We start from the raw sequence: 18,445 nt of genomic DNA, 5'->3' as shown, positions 1-18,445 counted from the left end.
ACCTTTATCCAAAAAGATTTCTCGATACAATTTTCCACTAACGGAAAATCACTCGAAATGACATTGTTAACGGAACAGACAGCATGAAACAGTACCACGACCTTTTGAAGTATGTATTGGAACACGGGAACCAAAAAGGGGACCGCACGGGAACAGGAACCTTGAGCGTTTTTGGCTATCAAATGCGGTTCGACCTCTCCGAGGGATTCCCCATGGTAACGACCAAGAAATTACACCTTAAATCCATTGTCCATGAATTGTTATGGTTTTTAAAAGGGGACACCAATGTTGCTTATCTACAAGAGAACGGTGTACGCATCTGGAATGAATGGGCCGATGAAAACGGCGACCTGGGTCCTGTGTATGGACATCAATGGCGGAACTGGAACAGTGAAGAAATCGACCAGATCAAGGAAGTGGTGGAAACCTTGAAAAATAACCCAAATAGCCGTAGAATGCTTGTTTCCGCATGGAACCCGAGCGTGATGCCCGACACCTCCGTGTCATTTTCGGAAAATGTGGCCAACGGAAAGGCCGCTCTCCCACCCTGCCATGCCTTTTTCCAGTTTTATGTGTCGGATGGCAAACTTTCCTGCCAATTGTACCAGCGTAGTGCAGACATCTTTTTGGGCGTGCCGTTCAACATTGCCTCTTACGCTTTGTTTACCTTAATGATGGCCCAAGTCTGTGGCTACCAACCCGGGGAGTTTATACACACCTTTGGTGATGCACATATTTACAACAACCACATGGAGCAGGTGGAACTGCAATTGAGCCGTGACCCTCGCCCCTTGCCCACCATGAAATTGAACCCTGAAGTAAAGGACATTTTTGACTTTACCTTTGATGATTTTGAGCTGTTGAACTATGCCCCACATCCACATATTAAGGGTGTTGTGGCAGTTTAAAGAGTCCTTCAACTTACAATATCATGAAAAAAGGCGGAGTGATTTTTGACTTTAATGGTACGTTGTTTTGGGATTCCGAATACCAAGAAAAATCTTGGGACGAGTATCTAGCGGCATACAACATCCCCTTGACCAAAGAAGAAAAAAGGGAATACATACACGGCAGAAACGGGAAGGACACTCTCGAAATATTGTTTAAACGAGAATTGAGCGATGAAGAAGTCCACCACTATTCCGAGGAAAAGGAGGTACTGTACCGCAATGAGTGCCTTAAGCACGAAATGGTATTGGCACCTGGTGCACTGGACCTATTGGATTATTTGAAATCAAACAACATACCCATGGCCATTGCCACGGCATCAGGAAAATCCAATGTGGACTTTTTTATGGACAAATTCAATCTCTTGGATTATTTTACCGAAGACCATATTGTCCATAATGATGGTACCGTAAAAGGTAAACCACACCCTGATCTATTTGACCGGGCGATCGAAAGGCTGAATGTGGACAAAGCAGAGTCCATTATTTTTGAGGACTCGCACTCTGGAGTACAGGCAGCCCTTAATTGCAAAGTGGGACATGTGATTATTGTAAACTCGACCAACTCCGATTACTCTGGTTTCGAACTCCCAATCATAACCCATTTTAATGCATTCGATAGGGGTATTTTAAAAATTTGATTGTCTGTTTGATTAAAAACACCTGTTACCTACCCCCCCGCAACGCCGCTGCCACATTTTGAATTTCCCTTCGGGAAAAGGCGCCTTTCCTTAAATAAAAAACAACCATACATCATGCTGAACCTGTCTCAGCATCTCATCAAATTATAGCAACCCTTCTGAGACCCTGAAACAAGTTCAGGGTGACGCTAAAGGCCAGGGGAACAATAGAAACAATATTAATCTATTCAAAATCGTACATTTGACTCAAATCAATGTTAACCAATAAGCCATGAAACCAACCATCATCGGAATATTCGCCACACTATTATTCGCCAGCTGCGGCGAACAACCCAAAAAAGAAACCACCGTAAAACAGGAGGTAGCAAGCACGGAAAAATCAGAAGAAACAGCACGACCTCAACTACGCCATGTGGTATTGTTCAAATTCAAGGAGACTTCTTCCGAAGAAGATATTCAGCAAGTGGAAGAGGCTTTCAATGCCCTGCCATCAAAAATTTCCGAAATCAAGGGTTACGAATGGGGCACGAACAACAGCCCTGAAAACCTGAACAAAGGACTTACCCATTGTTTCTTTTTAACCTTTAGCAGCGAAGAAGACCGTGACACCTATCTTACCCACCCAGACCATGTTGCATTTGGGGACATTGCAGGCCCCCACATTGCGGATGTAACGGTTGTGGATTATTGGACCAAATGATTCGATCGATGCCTAAACCGTAGATAGTCAGAGCAACCATTGCATCAAGAAATCATCTAACAGAAAAGCGATGCCATGAAAAAACTGTTCTTCCTAATGCTTTTGTTGGCCGTTGGATGTTCTTCAGGCGATGATGCTGAAGTTTATATCCGATTGGAAAATGTGAGTGCCCACAACTATGAAAATATCATCGTTCGTATTTCGAACGATCCTTTAGACTATGGGAACTTGGGTACCGGTAAGGTTTCGGAATACCAAATGGTCACAAAAGCTTATCGGTATGCCTATGTTGAACTGGAAATAAATGGCAAAATGTATATTCTCCAACCTATAGATTATGTTGGAGAATCAACCCTGGGCAGCGGTTATTACACCTATCAAATAGATGCCGAGGACGGTGGTTGGGAATATGGACAGCTCAGTATTTCTTTGGTAGAGGATTGATAAACTGGCAAAGTCATGAAAAAACCGCCACCAGCTTTGGGACTAACTGATGGCGAATTGTGTTTTTAAACTTCCAATACGGCATTTTCGGTGCCAGCGTAGTCGTTCCATTGGTAACGATCCGCCTCACCATCATTGGTATAATTGCCGTCAATCAAATATCTAAACTCGTAACTGTTCTCCACAGGTAAGTCGAAGGTTCCCTTAAAGGTTCCGTTCTTCAATTTCTTCAATGTGCTCTTTTTAGGGTTCCATTTGTTGAAGTCCCCCACTACAGCAACCGTTTTGGCCTCATCTGCAGGAACTGTAAAAGTAACTTTGCAAACAGGCTTGCTTTTCAGGTATTGTTTTTTAATTGCCATGGTACCAAAAATTTTAATTTCAGTACAAAACAATACATAAAACCATTTATTTACAATAAGTTAGAATCGATTTATCAATTTGATAAAATCCACCTAACCCCAAGATCACTTTTAGTAAATAAAATCAGTGTTTTTTGCCAATTATTAGTTTGAACCCCAGCGTTTTAGAAGTGTTGCAACAACATCTATTTCCTCTTCGGTATTGTAAAAATGAAAGCTTAACCGAATACCTCCGCCCCGTGGCGAGGCCACCACATTTTCCTCGGCAAGTTTATTGAAGAGCTTATCGTCTCCCTTAACATTAAATATGGTGCTATGTTGTTTTCTTTTGGTAACAGCGGGCTGCAATAAATCGAGTTCCGAAAAAGCAGATAGCGCCTTTTTTGATAGTTTTTGGAGTTGTGCCTGTACATTGTCCACCCCTATCTCATCCAGAAATTTAACGGCGAACTCCAAGCTTCCAAAATTGAGGGAATCCAGATGACCTGGTTCCAAAAACTTACAAAAAGTGATGCTGTTACGCTTGGATGCATCGTTGTCCACAGAGCCATTTCCGATACCCCGAAGTTCAAACTGCCCCTTTACCCCTTCCTTTACCATAAAAAAACCGTTCCCATAACCGGCCAGCATCCATTTGTAGGCACTGGTTCCCAAGATATCGATTCCCGAAGCTTCAAAATCAAACGGCTCCGTACCACAATACTGGGTGCCATCGGCAAGAATCATCAGGTCGGGGAATTCCTTTTTCAAATCTTTCAGGAAGTCAAAGTCAATTCGAACCCCATCCACCCACTGCACCAGACTGAGTGCGAGTATATCAATGTCTCCTTTTTTAACCTTGGCATGGATATTTGCTTCCATGTGCTGATCGGCATCCACATAGTCCCGCTTAAAATTCCGCGTCTCAAATGGCCAGTTGACACTTGGATAGTCCTTATTAACGAGCAGTACCTTTTTATCCTTTGGCAATCCTTCCAAGAGCAGATTGAACCCCAAACTGAAATTGGGCACCAAGGCCACATTTTCCGCTTTGCAATTGAAGAACTTCCCAACGGTTTTCTTGATCTCGGGCATATGGGCGAACCCTTTGTTTTTCATCTCACTTCCGCCAACAAGGTAATCCAGGTCGTGCCCTTGGCGCCACTCCATCAGATCTTCGCTCAAAAGTCCCGCGGATGCGGTATTGGCATATATGGATTGATTGAGCACGGGGAATTTTTTTCTTAGGGTTTGCATATCGGGATTTTTGGATACAATTCAGTTATCTTTGTTGATAAAGATAGCCATTCCATGTTGTCATTTGGTAAAAAGAAGAAGTCGGAAATAGATTTGCAGCAGCACGAACTTTTGGAGAATGCCCATAAACGCATCAAACAAAAGAAAAGGCTGTTCTCCCACTTTGTGATTTTCTTGATCGGTAGTATTTTTTTGATTCTCGCCAATAAGGTCCTCAAGTACGGGGAAACCTATGATTGGTCCATTTGGATCGTACTGGGCTGGGCCTTTTTACTGATTCTCCACCTGGTCAATGTTTTTGTGACCCACAAGTTTATGGGGCAAAATTGGGAGCGTGAACAACGTGAGCGATTGGTAAAGTTGCAAAAAGAACGCATCGGCGAGATCCAAAAGGAAATAGAAACAGACTTTCCCCTTTCCAAGATCAATAAAAAAAAAGATCAATGAGAAAATTGATCATTATTGCGGCTGCGGCCGAAAACAATGCCCTTGGCAAGGACAACGACTTGGTTTGGCATCTGCCTGATGATTTCAAACGCTTTAAAAGCCTTACTTCGGGGCATAAGATCATTATGGGCAGAAAGACCTTGGAGAGCTTTCCCAAACCATTGCCCAACCGTTCTCACATTGCCATAACCCGGGACGAGGATTACACCCCTAAGTTCCCCTGCACCATTGTACACTCATTGGCGGATGCCATTGCTTTGGTGGAAAACAACGAGACGGCATTTATCATCGGTGGTGGGGAAATCTACAAACAGTCGATGGACCGGGCTACGGACATTGAATTGACCCGTGTCCATGGGAGTTTTGAAGCAGATGCCTTTTTCCCTGAAATCGATGAGGAACAGTGGGAATTGGTAAATGAGGAACATCATCCAAAGGATGATAGGCACAAATATGACTTTACGTACCTGACTTACCGAAGAAAATAGGTTTTGGATTCCCGTTTTCACGGAAAAGACAGTTCATTCCACTAGAAATCCAGATAAGATACTTTTGCGGTGGATCGATTGATCAAATCTTTGAGGACCACAACATCGGCATTGGTGCAAAAGATATGTTCTGGTTCGCCATGAAAATCCGAAAGCATGTTGTTTTGCTCCAATACGGCTTTGGTCTGTCGCGCTACGGCCTCCCCTGAATCTATAATGTTGATGTGTTCCGGAAGTATCTCTTTCAAAACAGGCATCAAGTATGGGTAATGGGTACACCCAAGCACCAGACAATCCATATTTTCATCAAGCATCGGTTGTAAGAAACCGCTCAATAGCTGTTTCATCTTTTCGGATTGAACCTTACCCGCTTCAATAAGTTCCACCAATCCCTTACCTTCTTGTTCCAATACGGTAATTCCTTCCGCATAAAGTTTAGAGGTATTGTGGAACAAACCACTGGAGAGGGTGCCCTTGGTGGCCAACACTCCGACTTTTTTTGTTTTGGTATGCAATGCGGCAGGCTTTATAGCGGGCTCGATGCCAATGAACGGTACATCGTAATGGGAACGGAGATGGTCTATGGCGTTTGTTGTGGCAGTGTTACAGGCCACCAGAACAATTTTACACCCACGACCGAGCAGATGCTCCGTGTTCTTTATACTAAGGCGTAGAATCTCTTCTTTTGATTTTTCCCCATAAGGGGCATTGGCACTATCGGCCAGATAAATGGTATGCTCATGGGGGAGCATCTTGGCCACTTCCTTCCAAATGGATGTACCCCCAACTCCCGAGTCAAAAATGCCTATTGGTTTTTGCATGATTAAAAATAGTGCCTTGAATTTTTATGGCATAAAAAAAAGCCGCTTTTAATAAAAGCGGCTTTTTGCATATTGTAAATCGCGGTTTAGAAACCAAGCTCTTGCTTTACAGCTGGCAAAAGGTCTTTTCCTTTGGCCACGATCAAGCTCAACCCTGGGCTGGCATCGATAACATAGTCATACCCTTCGGCTGCCGCCACTTTTTCGATGGCTGCTTTGGCTTTATCAGAAATTGGAGCGAACAATTCCTGCTGTTTCTTTTGCATATCCTGCATAGCCTTTTGTTGGGCGTCTTCGATGTTTTTCTGGAATCCCTGAAGCTCAATGGCTCTTTGTTCGTTTTCCTCCCTTGTTTTGGAAGTTGCTTCGTTTTCGTATTGGGTATACTTGTTTTGAAGCTCTGTCATGGAGCCTTGGATATCCGCTTGGTACGTTTCCTGTAATTTCTTCAATTCAGCTTGTGCAGCCTTCATCTCCGGCATTTCAGACAATAGTTGCTGGACATTGATATGTGCAACCTTGCTCTGTGCATTTACAAAACCCGTAGCCGCAACAAACAATACTAGGGCTACAGCAATCCTTTTTACATTTTTCATGATTCTCAACGTTACTTTTTGACTTTTAAATTTAGTGTTTCAATATAATCTATCCTATTGAATCCTTTTGTTGTTCCTGCGCTTTTTTTCGTTCTTCCAATTTGGCTTTTCTCTTGGCTTCGCGCTCTTCCAATAATTTTTTTCTTCGTTCTTCGTATGCTTTTTTACGCTCTTCGCGTTCTTTCAGCTTTTCCGACCTTCGTTCCTCTGCCGCCTTTTCCCGCTCTTCTTGGGCTTCAGCCGCTTGCTCCTGTCTTTCCTTGAGCGCGTCACTGATTTGGTCCTCTTCCTCTTTGAACTGCTCAAGACGGCTTTGCTCCTGCTGCTTTTTGTTGGATGCACTGATTTTTCTGGTGCGCCCTATCTCCCTTAAAACCAAGTCACTGATATCGTGTCTTTTTTCGGAGTACAACATTACAACATCTGCGGATTTATCAAAAATAAAATCGTATCTTTTATTGGCTCCGATTTTTTGTACTTCGTTGAACACTTGGTCTTGTATGGGCTGTATCAACACTTGTTTTTGCAGCACCAAATCCCCTTGTGGACCAAAACGGTCTTGTTGATAGTCCAACATTTCCTTTTCGAGCAACTGGATTTCCTCTTCACGCTCCAAAATAAGTTCATCGGTCAACAGCACCTTTTCGGCCATCAAATCCTTTTTCATTTGTTCGATGACGCTTTGCTTCAGCTCGATTTCCTGCTTCCATTTTTGGGCCTTGGCATTCAACTGTTCAGTAGCATCCCTGTACTCCTCCACATTTTCGAGGATATATTCCATATCCACATATCCTATGCGCACTCCCCGTTGGGAAAACCCATAAAGGGATGACATCAAAACAACTACTGATAAAAGAACTTTGGTATTCATCTTTGATTCCGCATTTTACATAGAAAATATCGTGCCAAAATTACTAATTTATTTAAAATGAACTATTTACAAATTAGCAACACACGATTTCCCATAAATTAAAACTGCTGCCCGATGATGAAGTGCGTTTGCCATCCACTTGGCCCTACAGATCCTGGACGGGCATCGCTGTCGAAGCCATAACCAAAATCAATTCCCAAGAGTCCGAATGCCGGCATAAAAATACGTAGCCCCACTCCGGCAGATCTTTTTAACTCAAACGGATTATAGTCATTAAAATTGTTGAAGGCGTTACCTGCTTCCAAAAATGTTAGTGCATATATGGAAGCTGTTGGCTTTAAAGTCAGTGGATAACGCATTTCCAATGAGAATTTATTGTAAATGGTTCCCCCTTCCTGTTCCAGTCTATTGGTCACGGCATTTACGGAGTAAGGTGTCAATGATTGGTTCTCATAACCTCGCAATTGAACCACGTCCCTGCCATCCAGGGTAAAGTTACCCAGTCCATCGCCCCCAACATAGAAGCGCTCGAAAGGCACATCGCCGATATCATGGTTGTAGGCCCCCAGGAACCCAAACTCGGCATTGGTGCGCAAAGTAAGTTTACCTATGATCGCTTGATACCAATCTCCTTTGAACTTTACCTTATAGTATTCCAACAACTTGAACCGCTCTTCCTCCAAGCTTTCCAAGTCCGCGCGAAGTCGACTGAACTCAAGCTGCTCCTCTACAGTCGTAGGTTCCCTTATTTCCCTTAGCCTGGTGTTCACTTCATCTATATCATCCTTCAACTGTGCAAAATCCTTACTACTGAAAAGCGAGTACGGTGGTGTGAATTTGGCGGTCAGTTCAAAGTTGGAACCGGAAGTTGGGAAGATCCTACTCGGTCCTTGAGAACTTCTAGAGATACCAAATGTATAACTCAAGGAATTGGAACTACCGTTACCGAAGTTGAACAGTCCACTATTGTAGTTGTCAAAATCATACAACTGATAGCTCAAGGAATGTGAAATCGTAAAGAAATCATCGGGCCATTGCACCCTTTTTGCCAAACCGGCAGTAACACCTGTAATGGCGAAACCCCTGGACTTGTCCACATCCAATCTCCCATTGCTACCATAACTGGTTCCGAACTGTTGCGTTCTAGATAGGGACAGATTGAACCTGACTGGTTTTTTACCCCCCAGCCATGGTTCGGAGAAATTCAGACTATATACCCTAAAGGTCCTACTGGCCTGCAAACGCAACGCGAATGTTTGACCATCCCCCATGGGCACGGGCTTATAGGCTTCTTTGTTAAAGATGTTCCTAAAGGAGAAGTTACTGAACGAAAGCCCCAAAGTCCCGATGAAACCACCTCCACCAAAACCTCCCTGGAGCTGAATTTGGCTGGAACCGGATTCCACAAGGCTATAATTCACGTCAACCGTCCCCTCATTCGGGTTTGGATTTTGGATGTCCGGTACGATTTGCTCGGCATCAAAATAGCCAAGTTGGCCCAATTCCCTGATTGTCCTTACAATATTGGCCTTACTGTATTTTTGGCCAGGCCTTGTCCTGATTTCCCTAAATATCACATGGTCATTGGTCTTGTCATTACCTGAGACCGTCACATGATCCAAGAAAGTTTCCTTACCTTCAATAATCCTTATTTCAAAATCGATGGTATCGTTTACAGCGGAAACCTCAACAGGGTTGATCGATGAAAACAAATACCCGTTGTTCTGATACAGGTTGGTCAAATCTTCGGCATCTGGTTTGGATGCATCCGCTATACGCTCTTTGAGCAATACACCATTATACGTATCCCCTTTTTTGATGCCCAAGTACTGGCTCAACATCCTATCGGTATATACGGTGTTACCAACAAAATCGATGTCGCCAAAATAGTATCTGTCCCCTTCCTCCACCTTGATGGTCAACTCGATGTTTTTCTCATCCAGTTTCACGAAAGTATCCGATAATATCCTGGCATCCCTGTACCCTCTTTCAGCATAGGCATCGACAAGGTTATCAAGATCTTCCTCGTAGTCGGCCTCAATGTATTTTGACTTTTTCCAGAAACGATAGAATTTTTTCTTCTTGGTGTTTTTAAGGGATTTTCTCAGTCTTTTGTTGGACAGCTTTTCGTTACCAACAAAGTTGATGTCCTTGATCTTTACTTTATCGCCCTTGTTCACATTGATCACCATGTTCTGCACATTGGTACCTGATGTGTCCGCAGCGGTGGCGATATTTACTTTGGCATTCAAGAACCCTTGTTTCTTATACTTGTTCTGAAGGTAATTCTTGGTGTTGGCTATTAAACTCTCCGTTATTTTCTTTCCTTTCTTCAGGTCAGTGTCATCGATAATATCCTCAACCTTTCTTTTCTTGACACCGTAAACAGTAACGTTGTTCAAGGTGGGGCGTTCCGTGATGCTCAGTTCCAAAAATATTTTGTCATCCTCGATGTTGGTGTAATACATTTCCACATTACTGAACAGATCAAGGTTCCACAACTTTTTGATCACGGCACTTATTTCATCGCCGGGCACCTTAATGGGCTGGCCCACACGCAAGCCCGTGTAACTCTTCACGGTTTGCTCATTGTAGCTTTGTAAGCCTGTTACTGTCAAGCCTCCCAAAATGTATTGCTTGCCTTCTTCAAAATCAGTCTCCTGGGCAATACCTTGGGTTGAAAATAAAAATAGTGGGATAATAAGGGCGGCAAGTATGGAATTTGTGATACCCTTAGTTAAGTTGTTCGCTCGTTTTTCCAAATCGTCGTTCTCTATTTTGGTAACTTAATATGGCCTCTACCAAATGGTTTTCTCTAAAGTCGGGCCAAAATACATCAATAAAATATAATTCCGCGTATGCAATCTGCCAAAGTAGAAAATTACTTATCCTGCATTCGCCACTTGTGCGGATAAGTAGGTCTACATCAGGCAAAAAGTGCGCGTAAAGATGTGTATTTATAACTGTTTCATCAATATTTTCGGGCGAAATTATGTTATTTTTAACTTTGACCGCAATCTCCTGAACCGCTGTTTTTATCTCTTCTCGTGAGCCATAGCTCAATGCCAGCGTAAGGGTCATCCCAGAATTGTTCTCTGTTTTTGACATCACTTCGGTAAGCTCTTTGTGGACCTTTTTGGGCAATGTGTCGATCTTACCAATGGCCTTTAACCTTATATCGTGCTTGTTCAAGGTCTTCAGTTCCCTTTTTAGGGCGTTGACCAAAAGCCTCATCAACGTATCGATCTCGGTTTTTGGGCGATTCCAATTTTCGGTGGAAAAGGCATAAAGGGTCAAAAAAGGAATTTGGAGTTTGGCACAGTTCTCTACAGTTTGGTTCACGGATTCCACTCCGTTCTCGTGCCCGAACATGCGTATTTTTCCACGCTGCTTGGCCCATCTGCCATTACCATCCATGATGATGGCCACGTGCTGCGGTAGTTTTTCTTTGTCTACGTCCTCTAGTGTGTGCATTTTATTGAAAACAATCCTGGCAGGGCTTACGTCCAAAGGTATACGTTAATGTTATACCTGAAAAAACGTACCAGTCGTCGCTCAATATGTTCCCGAATCGAAATTGCTCAAAATTGGAACCTTCTGGGTTACTTGCGTCCAAATTGTCCGTAAAAGTATATCTGGCCCCAATTTCGGCACCAAGAATCAAGAATTGATTTAAACGATACTTAGCCCCAACCGTCATTGGAATTGCAAAACTACCGTCTTTTTGGTTAATATCCTGCATCTGAAGGGCATCAATATAATTAAAATCATACCTAAAGTAGGTTACACCCGTGTATAAGTAAGGCGTGAAGGCGGGTCCGAGCTTATGAAGATTGTATTCAACAAAGTTGATTTCCAGTCCAGCGGAGAACTCCAAGATGGAATTATCGACCACATACCCCCTTTGTTGCCTGGACTGCATGTGCGATTTATTGTCGTCAGCGGTTACCTTACCATAGAGGGCACTGGCCCTCCACGCATAGCGTTTTCCCTTGTTCCATTTAAATATCCCACCAAAGGCAGGGCCAGAAGGCAAAATATAATTGGTCCTTCCCACATCACCTATCATATTGGCACCGCCGGCAAACACACCTATTTCGTAGGTCTGTGCACTCACCTTGATCACACAGCATAGAAAAACTGCCAAAACTATCCGCATACTATCCAAAAAGTTTCAAGAATTAAGAGTAAAGGAAGGTCTATAGATTTATATTTAAAGTTGTTCTCCCTTGTTAAACAGTTTTTCACTCCTTTTATTGTTTTTGATGGTATCAATTGCGCCTATCTTCTCCCCAAAGTAATTTGTTGCGCAAGGTTTTCAAGAAGCTTTCGGATTTATACTCGATCATTTTGATGGTAAAGTCCGCTTTTTTGATACGAATCTCTTTCCCATTTGGGATATCGGCAATCCGTGAGTCCAGGGACACCAAGTGTGTCTGTTCCCGACCAGACACCTTCAGTCTAATCTCCGTTTTATCGGAAATCACCAAAGGGCGGGCATTCAGGTTGTGCGGTGCAATGGGGGTCAGCACCAGTGATTTTGCCGAAGGGGCGATCACAGGGCCTCCGCAGCTCAGGGAATAGCCCGTTGAACCAGTGGGAGTGGAAACAATGAGACCATCGGACCAGTAAGAGGTCAAATATTCATCATCCAGCCAAGTTTCCACTGTAATCATGGAAGTGGTATCCTTGCGGCTTACCGTGATTTCATTCAAGGCGAAATTGATTCCATGGAACTCATTGAGATCGGAATTGAGCTCAACCTCCACCAAAGTCCGCTCTTCAATGGTATAATGGCCCGCTTCAAATTCGGTTACCAGTTTTCGGACATTCTCCTTTTTGAAAGTGGACAAAAATCCCAATCGGCCCGTATTGACCCCAACAATGGGAATATCATAGTCCTTTATATAGGTAACGGCACGCAGCATGGTACCATCACCTCCAAAGCTCACGAACATATCAAAGGAGGAATCCAATCCTTCGGATTGTGTAAATGTTCCCTTTACCTGTTCTTCGGTAATGGTTGCAACCAGTTTATTGAAGTTCTCTTCCACATAGACAATGGCATCAAGCTTCTTTAATTCATCCAAAAGCTCTTCTACACAAAGCTGGTCCTCTTTCTGAAAGGACTGACCGTAAATGGCTACCTTCATACTAAACGTTAAGATATTTTTCTAGATAGTCGGAACGCTGCTTCAAATCTTCCAAGAACTGATCGTCGCTGTTTCCGAACACAATGGTGTAGTTGTATCTCCTAAACGTCTGTGCGACTTCGTTCAAGCTCTGTGTTCCTACCTTCAAGGTAATTTCAACGATATCGTTTTGCGAATCCGTTATAAATGCGCCCAACAAGCGAGCATTATTGCCCTCCACAATTTGGGCAATCTCGCTGAAAGAGTAATCCTTGATTCCAATGGACACCACCAAAATGGCTCCTGGCTCCCTAAAGAACGGGGTATCTATAAAGACATCCACCACATCCTCAAGGTCATAATACCCAATGATCAAACGGTCTTCATCCAAAACAGGAAGCACGTTGGCCTCATTCCGCGAGAACATTTCCAACACATCCAACCAAGCGGTTTCCTTGGTCACAAAAAAGTCTTCCATCTCAAACCTGAAATCATCAACCTTCTTTTCAGGTTCAAAACAGGCCAAGTCGTTCTCGGAAAGCAATCCCAAATACGCTCCGTTCTCGGTAACTCCAACATGGGAAAATGTGGTCTCCTCAAAAAATGCGATCACATCTTTCAAAGTTTCCGACACTTCAAAAACCGGGACCGTGTTCGTTATTTTGTCTTGAATCTGCATATCACTTCTATTAGGTGCAAAATACTAATTTAAAATGGCAAAAGGCATGCCGAATTCTTATTTTTGACGATCTAAAAAAGAACTCCATGACAAAGTTGAGTGTCAACATAAATAAACTGGCCACATTGCGAAATTCCAGAGGCGGCAACATGCCCAACCTGATCAATTCCACCAAGGACATTGAATCTTTTGGTGCGCAGGGCATTACCGTTCACCCGAGACCGGACGAAAGACACATCCGCTATCAAGATGCACGTGACCTCAAAAAGGTGGTGACCACCGAATTCAACATTGAGGGCAACCCAGTTCCAAAATTCATCGATCTGGTGCTCGAAGTAAAGCCCACGCAGGTTACCCTAGTGCCCGATGCCGAAGATGCCATTACCTCCAACGCGGGTTGGGACACTATAAAACACAAAGATTTTTTGATTGATGTAATCAAAACCTTCAAGGAAAATGGCATCCGCACTTCCATTTTCGTGGACCCTGATGTAGAAATGGTAAAAGGAGCAGCGGAAACGGGGACCGATCGTGTGGAGCTCTACACCGAAAGTTTTGCGGATGAATTTGCCAAAGGCAACAAAGAAAGTGGCATTGCCCCGTTTGTTGAGGCAGCCAAAATGGCACACCAAGTTGGTCTTGGCCTTAATGCGGGACATGACCTTAGTCTGGACAACATCAAATTTTTCAAAGAACACGTTCCACATCTTTTAGAGGTATCCATTGGACATGCCCTGATTTGCGAGTCCCTCTACCTTGGTCTCGAAAATGTGGTAAACATGTACTTACACCGATTAAAATAATGGAGATATTACATTCTAAAATATTGGGCGAAGGACAGCCTTTCATCATCCTACATGGATTTTTGGGCATGTCCGACAACTGGAAAACCCTGGGCACCCAATATTCCGAAAACGGATTTCAGGTTCATTTGATAGACCAACGTAACCACGGAAAAAGTTTTCATTCCGAAGAGTTCAATTATGATCTATTGAGTGACGACGTCATCAACTACATGGACCACCATAATATAGATTCCGCTTATGTGATGGGACATTCCATGGGAGGGAAAACGGCCATGCAACTGGCGACTTCGCATCCAGAACGGGTCACCAAACTGATTGTGGCCGATATCGCACCGAAATATTATCCCCCGCATCACGATTTCATTTTCAACGGGCTTTCCCATTTGGATTTTGACCAAATTTCCGATAGACGTGAGGCCGATGACGAACTTGCCAAATATATAAAGGTAAAAGGGATTCGACAGTTCTTGCTCAAAAACCTCTATTGGGTGAAAAAAGAAAAGCTGGGGTTCCGCTTTAATTTTGATGTGCTCAAAGACCGTATGGAAGAAATTGGCGAGAACATATTCCCCAATGCCATCTATGATGGCCCCACCCTTTTTCTACGTGGCGACCGCTCGGAATACATACAACCCAATGACTTTGCCGAAATCAAAAGGCACTTTCCCAATGCCCAAATTGAAACCATTGATAAGGCTGGGCATTGGTTACATGCCGAAAACCCAAAACAGTTTTACGAGAAGAGTTTTAGCTTTCTGAATTCTTAAAATTTACCCCTTTTTATTATGCATGCATAATTTTTTTACCCATTTAATTGTCTGTATGACAAATTTGATATAGATTTGGTTAATTCAGATTCTTACCATAAGAATTAACATAAACTAACTATAACAGATTTTTTGATATGAAAAAGTTTTATGCCCTACTCCCCTTTCTAGGCTTATTCTTGATTGCATGCGAAGATGATACAACCCTACCTGAAACACCGGGTCCAGAACCCATGGAATATACTTCTGGAACAGCTGATTTTTCCAATTACGTAGCCATTGGAAACTCATTGACCGCCGGTTTCTCCGACAACGCCCTGTTCATTGATGGGCAAGAAGCATCATTTCCGAATATGCTCGCTTCCAATTTTGCCCTTGCGGGCGGTGGAAGTTTTGAAATCCCATTTATGGCGGACAATCTTGGAGGCATGACCCTTGGTGGAAACAAAATCGCGGACAATAGATACATACTTTCATTTTTGGGGGAAAGCCCAAGTCCCGAGGTAATTGAAGGACAGGGCACCACGGAAGTTTCACAAAAACTGACAGGGACATACAATAACATGGGTGTTCCCGGAGCTAAAAGTTACGAATTATTGGCACCTGGATACGGAAGCGTAGCTGGGGTGGCCAACGGAACCGCAAATCCATATTTTGCACGGTTTTCATCATCGGAATCCGCAACGGTAATCGGAGATGCGGCCGCTCAAAACGCAACCTTTTTCACGGTATGGGCCGGGGCCAACGATATTTTGGTATACGCTACGGGGGGTGGAACAGGAGTTGACCAAGAAGGTAACCTAGATCCAAGTTCCTACTCCAGAAACGATATTACCGACACAAATGTTTTCGCAGGTGCCCTGAACGGGATTCTTGAAGCCATGACAGCCAATGGAGCCGAAGGAGCCATCGCCAATTTGCCGAACTTGACCGACATACCTTACTTTACAACAGTACCTCACAATCCCATTCCTTTGGACGAGGCCACAGCGGCCTTTTTGAACAGTGCCGATGCATATGGGGCATACAACGCTGGCTTGGCCCAGTTACAACAATTAAATATAATAACGGAGGAAGAGTTGGCTGCCAGAACCATCACTTTTACCCCAGGAGAAGGAAATGCCGTGGTCATTATGGATGAAGATTTAACGGATTTGACAGGATTCAACCCTGCTTTGACCAATATGAGACAAGCAACTGAAGAAAATCTTTTAGTCCTTACCGCAAGAAACCACATCGGTACACTTGCTGACCCGAACAACCCAACTTCCATTAACGGGGTTGCCGTTCCTTTAGCGGACAAATGGGTACTTACAGTTGATGAGCAAGACCTAGTGGAAACGGCATTGGAATCTTACAACCAAACCATTTCCGCTTTGGCCGCTCAATATGATTTGGCCCTTGTTGATGCCAATGCGTTATTGGCCGAGCTAAACGCCAATGGGTTCCAACAAGCTGATGGAAGCATCGTGGATGCCACATTTGCCACAGGTGGAGGCTTCTCTTTGGATGGGGTTCACCCTGCACCTAGAGGATATGCCATTGTGGCCAATGCCTTTATCGAAGCCATTAATGCAAAGTACAATTCGAATTTGCCCGGCGTTAATCCTTTGGATTACACTGGACTATATATTGACTAAACAAACATTATTTTCTTTATCTTAAAGGCACCGAAATTCGGTGCCTTTTTATTTATAACATCAATAGATAGAACGTATGAAACTTATTCTAAGATTATTGTTGAACGCCCTTGCCGTTGTATTGCTCAGCTATGTATTGCCGGGGGTCGGTGTCGATTCCATGTTTACCGCTATAATCGTAGCCGTAGTGCTCAGCTTGCTCAACTTCTTGGTAAAACCCATTTTGGTCATCTTTACCTTGCCCATTACCATATTGACCCTGGGACTCTTCCTTTTGGTCATCAATGCCATAATCATTCTTTTGGCGGCCAATTTGATCGACGGCTTCCATGTGAGCAGTTTTTGGTGGGCCATTATCTTCAGTCTGTTGCTCTCTTTTTTACAAGCCATTTTGCAATCCATTTTAAAGGAAGACCAGTAGAAATCATATGGTTTGAAAGTCAACGGTTTAAAAACTTGGCAGCAAATCAAAAAAGAGTTACTTTTGCATCCCATTTTTAGAAAGCAAATTAGGTAGGAAATGAATATAACCAAAGAGCAGATTGACGATCTTAATGCAGTAGTAAAGGTTGCCATAAGCAAAGAAGACTATCAGGACAAAGTAGAGAAAATCCTTAAGGATTACAGAAAGCAGGCCAACATTCCTGGTTTCAGAAAAGGACAGGTTCCCATGGGACTTATCAAAAAGCAGTATGGCAAGGCCGTTTTGGTGGATGAAGTGAACAAATTGCTTCAAGACAATCTGAACAAATACCTTACCGAAGAAAAATTGGATGTTCTGGGAAATCCACTTCCCAAACAACAAGACGATTTCGACTGGGACAAGGACAACCTTGATTTCGAATTTGAATTGGGATTGGCACCGAGCTTCGACGTTGACCTGAAAACCAAAAAAGCCGTTACGCAATATAAGATCGTTGCCGATAAAAAAATGATCGAGGAGCAAGTGGAGCGTATTCAAAAGCAATACGGGAAATTGATTTCCAAGACCGAAGTGGGCAAAAAAGATGAAATCACTGGTTTCTTTGCCAATGAAGAAGAGGAAATCGACCACAAGACCACCCTTGAAATGGACAAGATCAAGAGCAAAAAAGCCATTGATGCACTTGTAGGCAAAAAAGTGGGCGATAGCGTTACCCTCAATTCCAAGGGACTTTTCAAAGAAGACTACCTATTACCCAGCGCCCTGGGTATTGCCAAAGACAAGGCCGAAGGGCTTAAAATCGATGTTACCTTTACCATCGAGGAAATCAACGAAAGAGAGCCAGCCGCTTTGGACCAAGAACTTTTCGATAAATTGTTCGGAGAGGGCAAAGTAACTTCAGAGAAAGAATTGAAGGATAAAATCAAAGAAGATTCAGAAAAACAGTTCGAACAACAATCCGATCAAAAATTGTTGAACGACATTACTGAAAAATTGATTGACGAGACCAAATTCGAACTTCCATCCGAGTTTTTGAAAAAGTGGATTCAGATCAGTGGAGAGAATCCATTGACCGAGGACGAGGCCAAAGAAGAGTTTGAAAAATCCGAAAAAGGACTTCGTTACCAATTGATAGAGGGCAAGATCATCCAAGAAAACGAACTTCAAGTCCAGTTTGATGAATTGAAGGAATTCGCCAAAGGATTCATCAAATCCCAAATGGCACAATACGGCCACATGGACCCAAAAGACGAAGAATTGGAAAGCGTTGCCGCAAGGGTAATGAGCAACCAAGACGAGGTAAAAAGGTTGTCCGAACAATTGATGAGCCAAAAACTTTTGGACCTTTACAAAGAAAAGGCTAACCTTAAGGTAAAGGAAGTCTCTTACGATGACTTCATCAAGGAAGCATACAGCTAAGGCTTCGCTAAAAGAAAATTAAGTA

At 43.2% G+C, this 18,445-nt stretch carries 21 protein-coding genes; 11 read left to right on the top strand and 10 right to left on the bottom strand.

The genetic code is table 11. The features are described from left to right. The first annotated feature begins 83 nt into the window (after positions 1–83). From EO132_RS13245 to EO132_RS13230, 4 genes are all read left to right on the top strand, one after another. On the top strand, positions 84–908 hold the full coding sequence (locus EO132_RS13245; RefSeq protein WP_127138321.1) for a thymidylate synthase: 825 nt from the start codon (positions 84–86) through the stop codon (positions 906–908). A gap of 23 nt (positions 909–931) precedes the next feature. Then, the gene (locus EO132_RS13240; RefSeq protein ID WP_127138320.1) at positions 932–1,588 is read left to right on the top strand and encodes an HAD family hydrolase; all 657 of its coding nucleotides are present in this window, start codon (positions 932–934) and stop codon (positions 1,586–1,588) included. Between the two features lie 271 nt (positions 1,589–1,859). Beyond that, positions 1,860–2,288 (top strand): Dabb family protein, encoded by a 429-nt coding sequence (locus EO132_RS13235; protein ID WP_127138319.1) that lies wholly within the window; start codon positions 1,860–1,862, stop codon positions 2,286–2,288. Positions 2,289–2,363: 75 nt separating this feature from the next. Continuing rightward, a complete protein-coding gene (locus EO132_RS13230) occupies positions 2,364–2,732 on the top strand; it encodes a hypothetical protein (RefSeq protein ID WP_127138318.1) in 369 nt (122 codons plus the stop codon). A gap of 65 nt (positions 2,733–2,797) precedes the next feature. Here EO132_RS13230 and EO132_RS13225 read toward each other — a convergent pair whose 3' ends face one another. After that, entirely contained in the window at positions 2,798–3,094 is a 297-nt protein-coding gene (locus EO132_RS13225) for an isoamylase early set domain-containing protein (protein ID WP_127138317.1), read from the bottom strand. Positions 3,095–3,238: 144 nt separating this feature from the next. Further along, the gene (locus tag EO132_RS13220) at positions 3,239–4,330 is read right to left on the bottom strand and encodes an aminotransferase class V-fold PLP-dependent enzyme (RefSeq protein ID WP_127138316.1); all 1,092 of its coding nucleotides are present in this window, start codon (positions 4,328–4,330) and stop codon (positions 3,239–3,241) included. Positions 4,331–4,384: 54 nt separating this feature from the next. Between EO132_RS13220 and EO132_RS13215 the strand changes: the two genes are divergently transcribed. Further along, positions 4,385–4,777: a 2TM domain-containing protein gene (locus EO132_RS13215; protein ID WP_127138315.1), complete on the top strand. Its 393-nt coding sequence runs from the start codon at positions 4,385–4,387 to the stop codon at positions 4,775–4,777. Next, entirely contained in the window at positions 4,774–5,265 is a 492-nt protein-coding gene (locus EO132_RS13210) for a dihydrofolate reductase (RefSeq protein WP_127138314.1), read from the top strand. The genes EO132_RS13215 and EO132_RS13210 overlap by 4 nt, the downstream gene beginning before the upstream one ends. A gap of 41 nt (positions 5,266–5,306) precedes the next feature. On the opposite strand, the gene murI is transcribed toward EO132_RS13210, so the two are convergent. The 8 genes from murI to EO132_RS13170 form a co-directional block, all read right to left on the bottom strand. Next, positions 5,307–6,086: a glutamate racemase gene (gene murI / locus EO132_RS13205; RefSeq protein ID WP_127138313.1), complete on the bottom strand. Its 780-nt coding sequence runs from the start codon at positions 6,084–6,086 to the stop codon at positions 5,307–5,309. An 86-nt stretch (positions 6,087–6,172) separates the two neighbouring features. Next, positions 6,173–6,682, bottom strand: a complete 510-nt coding sequence (locus EO132_RS13200) for an OmpH/Skp family outer membrane protein (RefSeq protein WP_127138312.1) — start codon at positions 6,680–6,682, stop codon at positions 6,173–6,175. A gap of 49 nt (positions 6,683–6,731) precedes the next feature. Continuing rightward, positions 6,732–7,553: an OmpH/Skp family outer membrane protein gene (locus EO132_RS13195; RefSeq protein WP_127138311.1), complete on the bottom strand. Its 822-nt coding sequence runs from the start codon at positions 7,551–7,553 to the stop codon at positions 6,732–6,734. 98 nt (positions 7,554–7,651) lie between these two features. Then, the gene (gene bamA, locus EO132_RS13190; RefSeq protein WP_127138310.1) at positions 7,652–10,315 is read right to left on the bottom strand and encodes an outer membrane protein assembly factor BamA; all 2,664 of its coding nucleotides are present in this window, start codon (positions 10,313–10,315) and stop codon (positions 7,652–7,654) included. Then, complete coding sequence (locus EO132_RS13185) at positions 10,287–11,027, bottom strand: isoprenyl transferase (protein WP_127138309.1); 741 nt, start codon at positions 11,025–11,027, stop codon at positions 10,287–10,289. Before EO132_RS13185 ends, bamA begins: the two co-directional genes overlap by 29 nt. 1 nt (position 11,028) lies before the next feature. Beyond that, positions 11,029–11,712 carry a type IX secretion system protein PorG gene (gene porG, locus EO132_RS13180; protein WP_127138308.1) on the bottom strand — a complete coding sequence of 228 codons (684 nt, stop codon included), beginning with the start codon at positions 11,710–11,712 and terminating at the stop codon, positions 11,029–11,031. 112 nt (positions 11,713–11,824) lie between these two features. After that, positions 11,825–12,706 carry an NAD kinase gene (locus tag EO132_RS13175; protein WP_127138307.1) on the bottom strand — a complete coding sequence of 294 codons (882 nt, stop codon included), beginning with the start codon at positions 12,704–12,706 and terminating at the stop codon, positions 11,825–11,827. Position 12,707: 1 nt separating this feature from the next. Next, positions 12,708–13,364: a CBS domain-containing protein gene (locus EO132_RS13170; protein ID WP_127138306.1), complete on the bottom strand. Its 657-nt coding sequence runs from the start codon at positions 13,362–13,364 to the stop codon at positions 12,708–12,710. A gap of 86 nt (positions 13,365–13,450) precedes the next feature. Between EO132_RS13170 and EO132_RS13165 the strand changes: the two genes are divergently transcribed. From EO132_RS13165 to tig, 5 genes are all read left to right on the top strand, one after another. Further along, the gene (locus tag EO132_RS13165) at positions 13,451–14,167 is read left to right on the top strand and encodes a pyridoxine 5'-phosphate synthase (RefSeq protein ID WP_127138305.1); all 717 of its coding nucleotides are present in this window, start codon (positions 13,451–13,453) and stop codon (positions 14,165–14,167) included. Further along, positions 14,167–14,937 (top strand): alpha/beta fold hydrolase, encoded by a 771-nt coding sequence (locus tag EO132_RS13160; RefSeq protein WP_127138304.1) that lies wholly within the window; start codon positions 14,167–14,169, stop codon positions 14,935–14,937. The genes EO132_RS13165 and EO132_RS13160 overlap by 1 nt, the downstream gene beginning before the upstream one ends. 137 nt (positions 14,938–15,074) lie before the next feature. After that, entirely contained in the window at positions 15,075–16,577 is a 1,503-nt protein-coding gene (locus tag EO132_RS13155) for an SGNH/GDSL hydrolase family protein (RefSeq protein ID WP_127138303.1), read from the top strand. Positions 16,578–16,653: 76 nt separating this feature from the next. Further along, a complete protein-coding gene (locus tag EO132_RS13150) occupies positions 16,654–16,998 on the top strand; it encodes a phage holin family protein (RefSeq protein WP_127138302.1) in 345 nt (114 codons plus the stop codon). Positions 16,999–17,097: 99 nt separating this feature from the next. Next, the gene (tig, locus tag EO132_RS13145; RefSeq protein WP_127138301.1) at positions 17,098–18,420 is read left to right on the top strand and encodes a trigger factor; all 1,323 of its coding nucleotides are present in this window, start codon (positions 17,098–17,100) and stop codon (positions 18,418–18,420) included. The last annotated feature ends 25 nt before the right edge of the window (positions 18,421–18,445 follow it).

This window comes from Flagellimonas oceanensis (genome assembly GCF_003992595.1).
GTDB lineage: Bacteria > Bacteroidota > Bacteroidia > Flavobacteriales > Flavobacteriaceae > Flagellimonas > Flagellimonas oceanensis.
The sequence above is the reverse complement of the archived record's forward strand: the minus strand, read 5'-3'. Positions and strand labels throughout refer to the sequence as shown.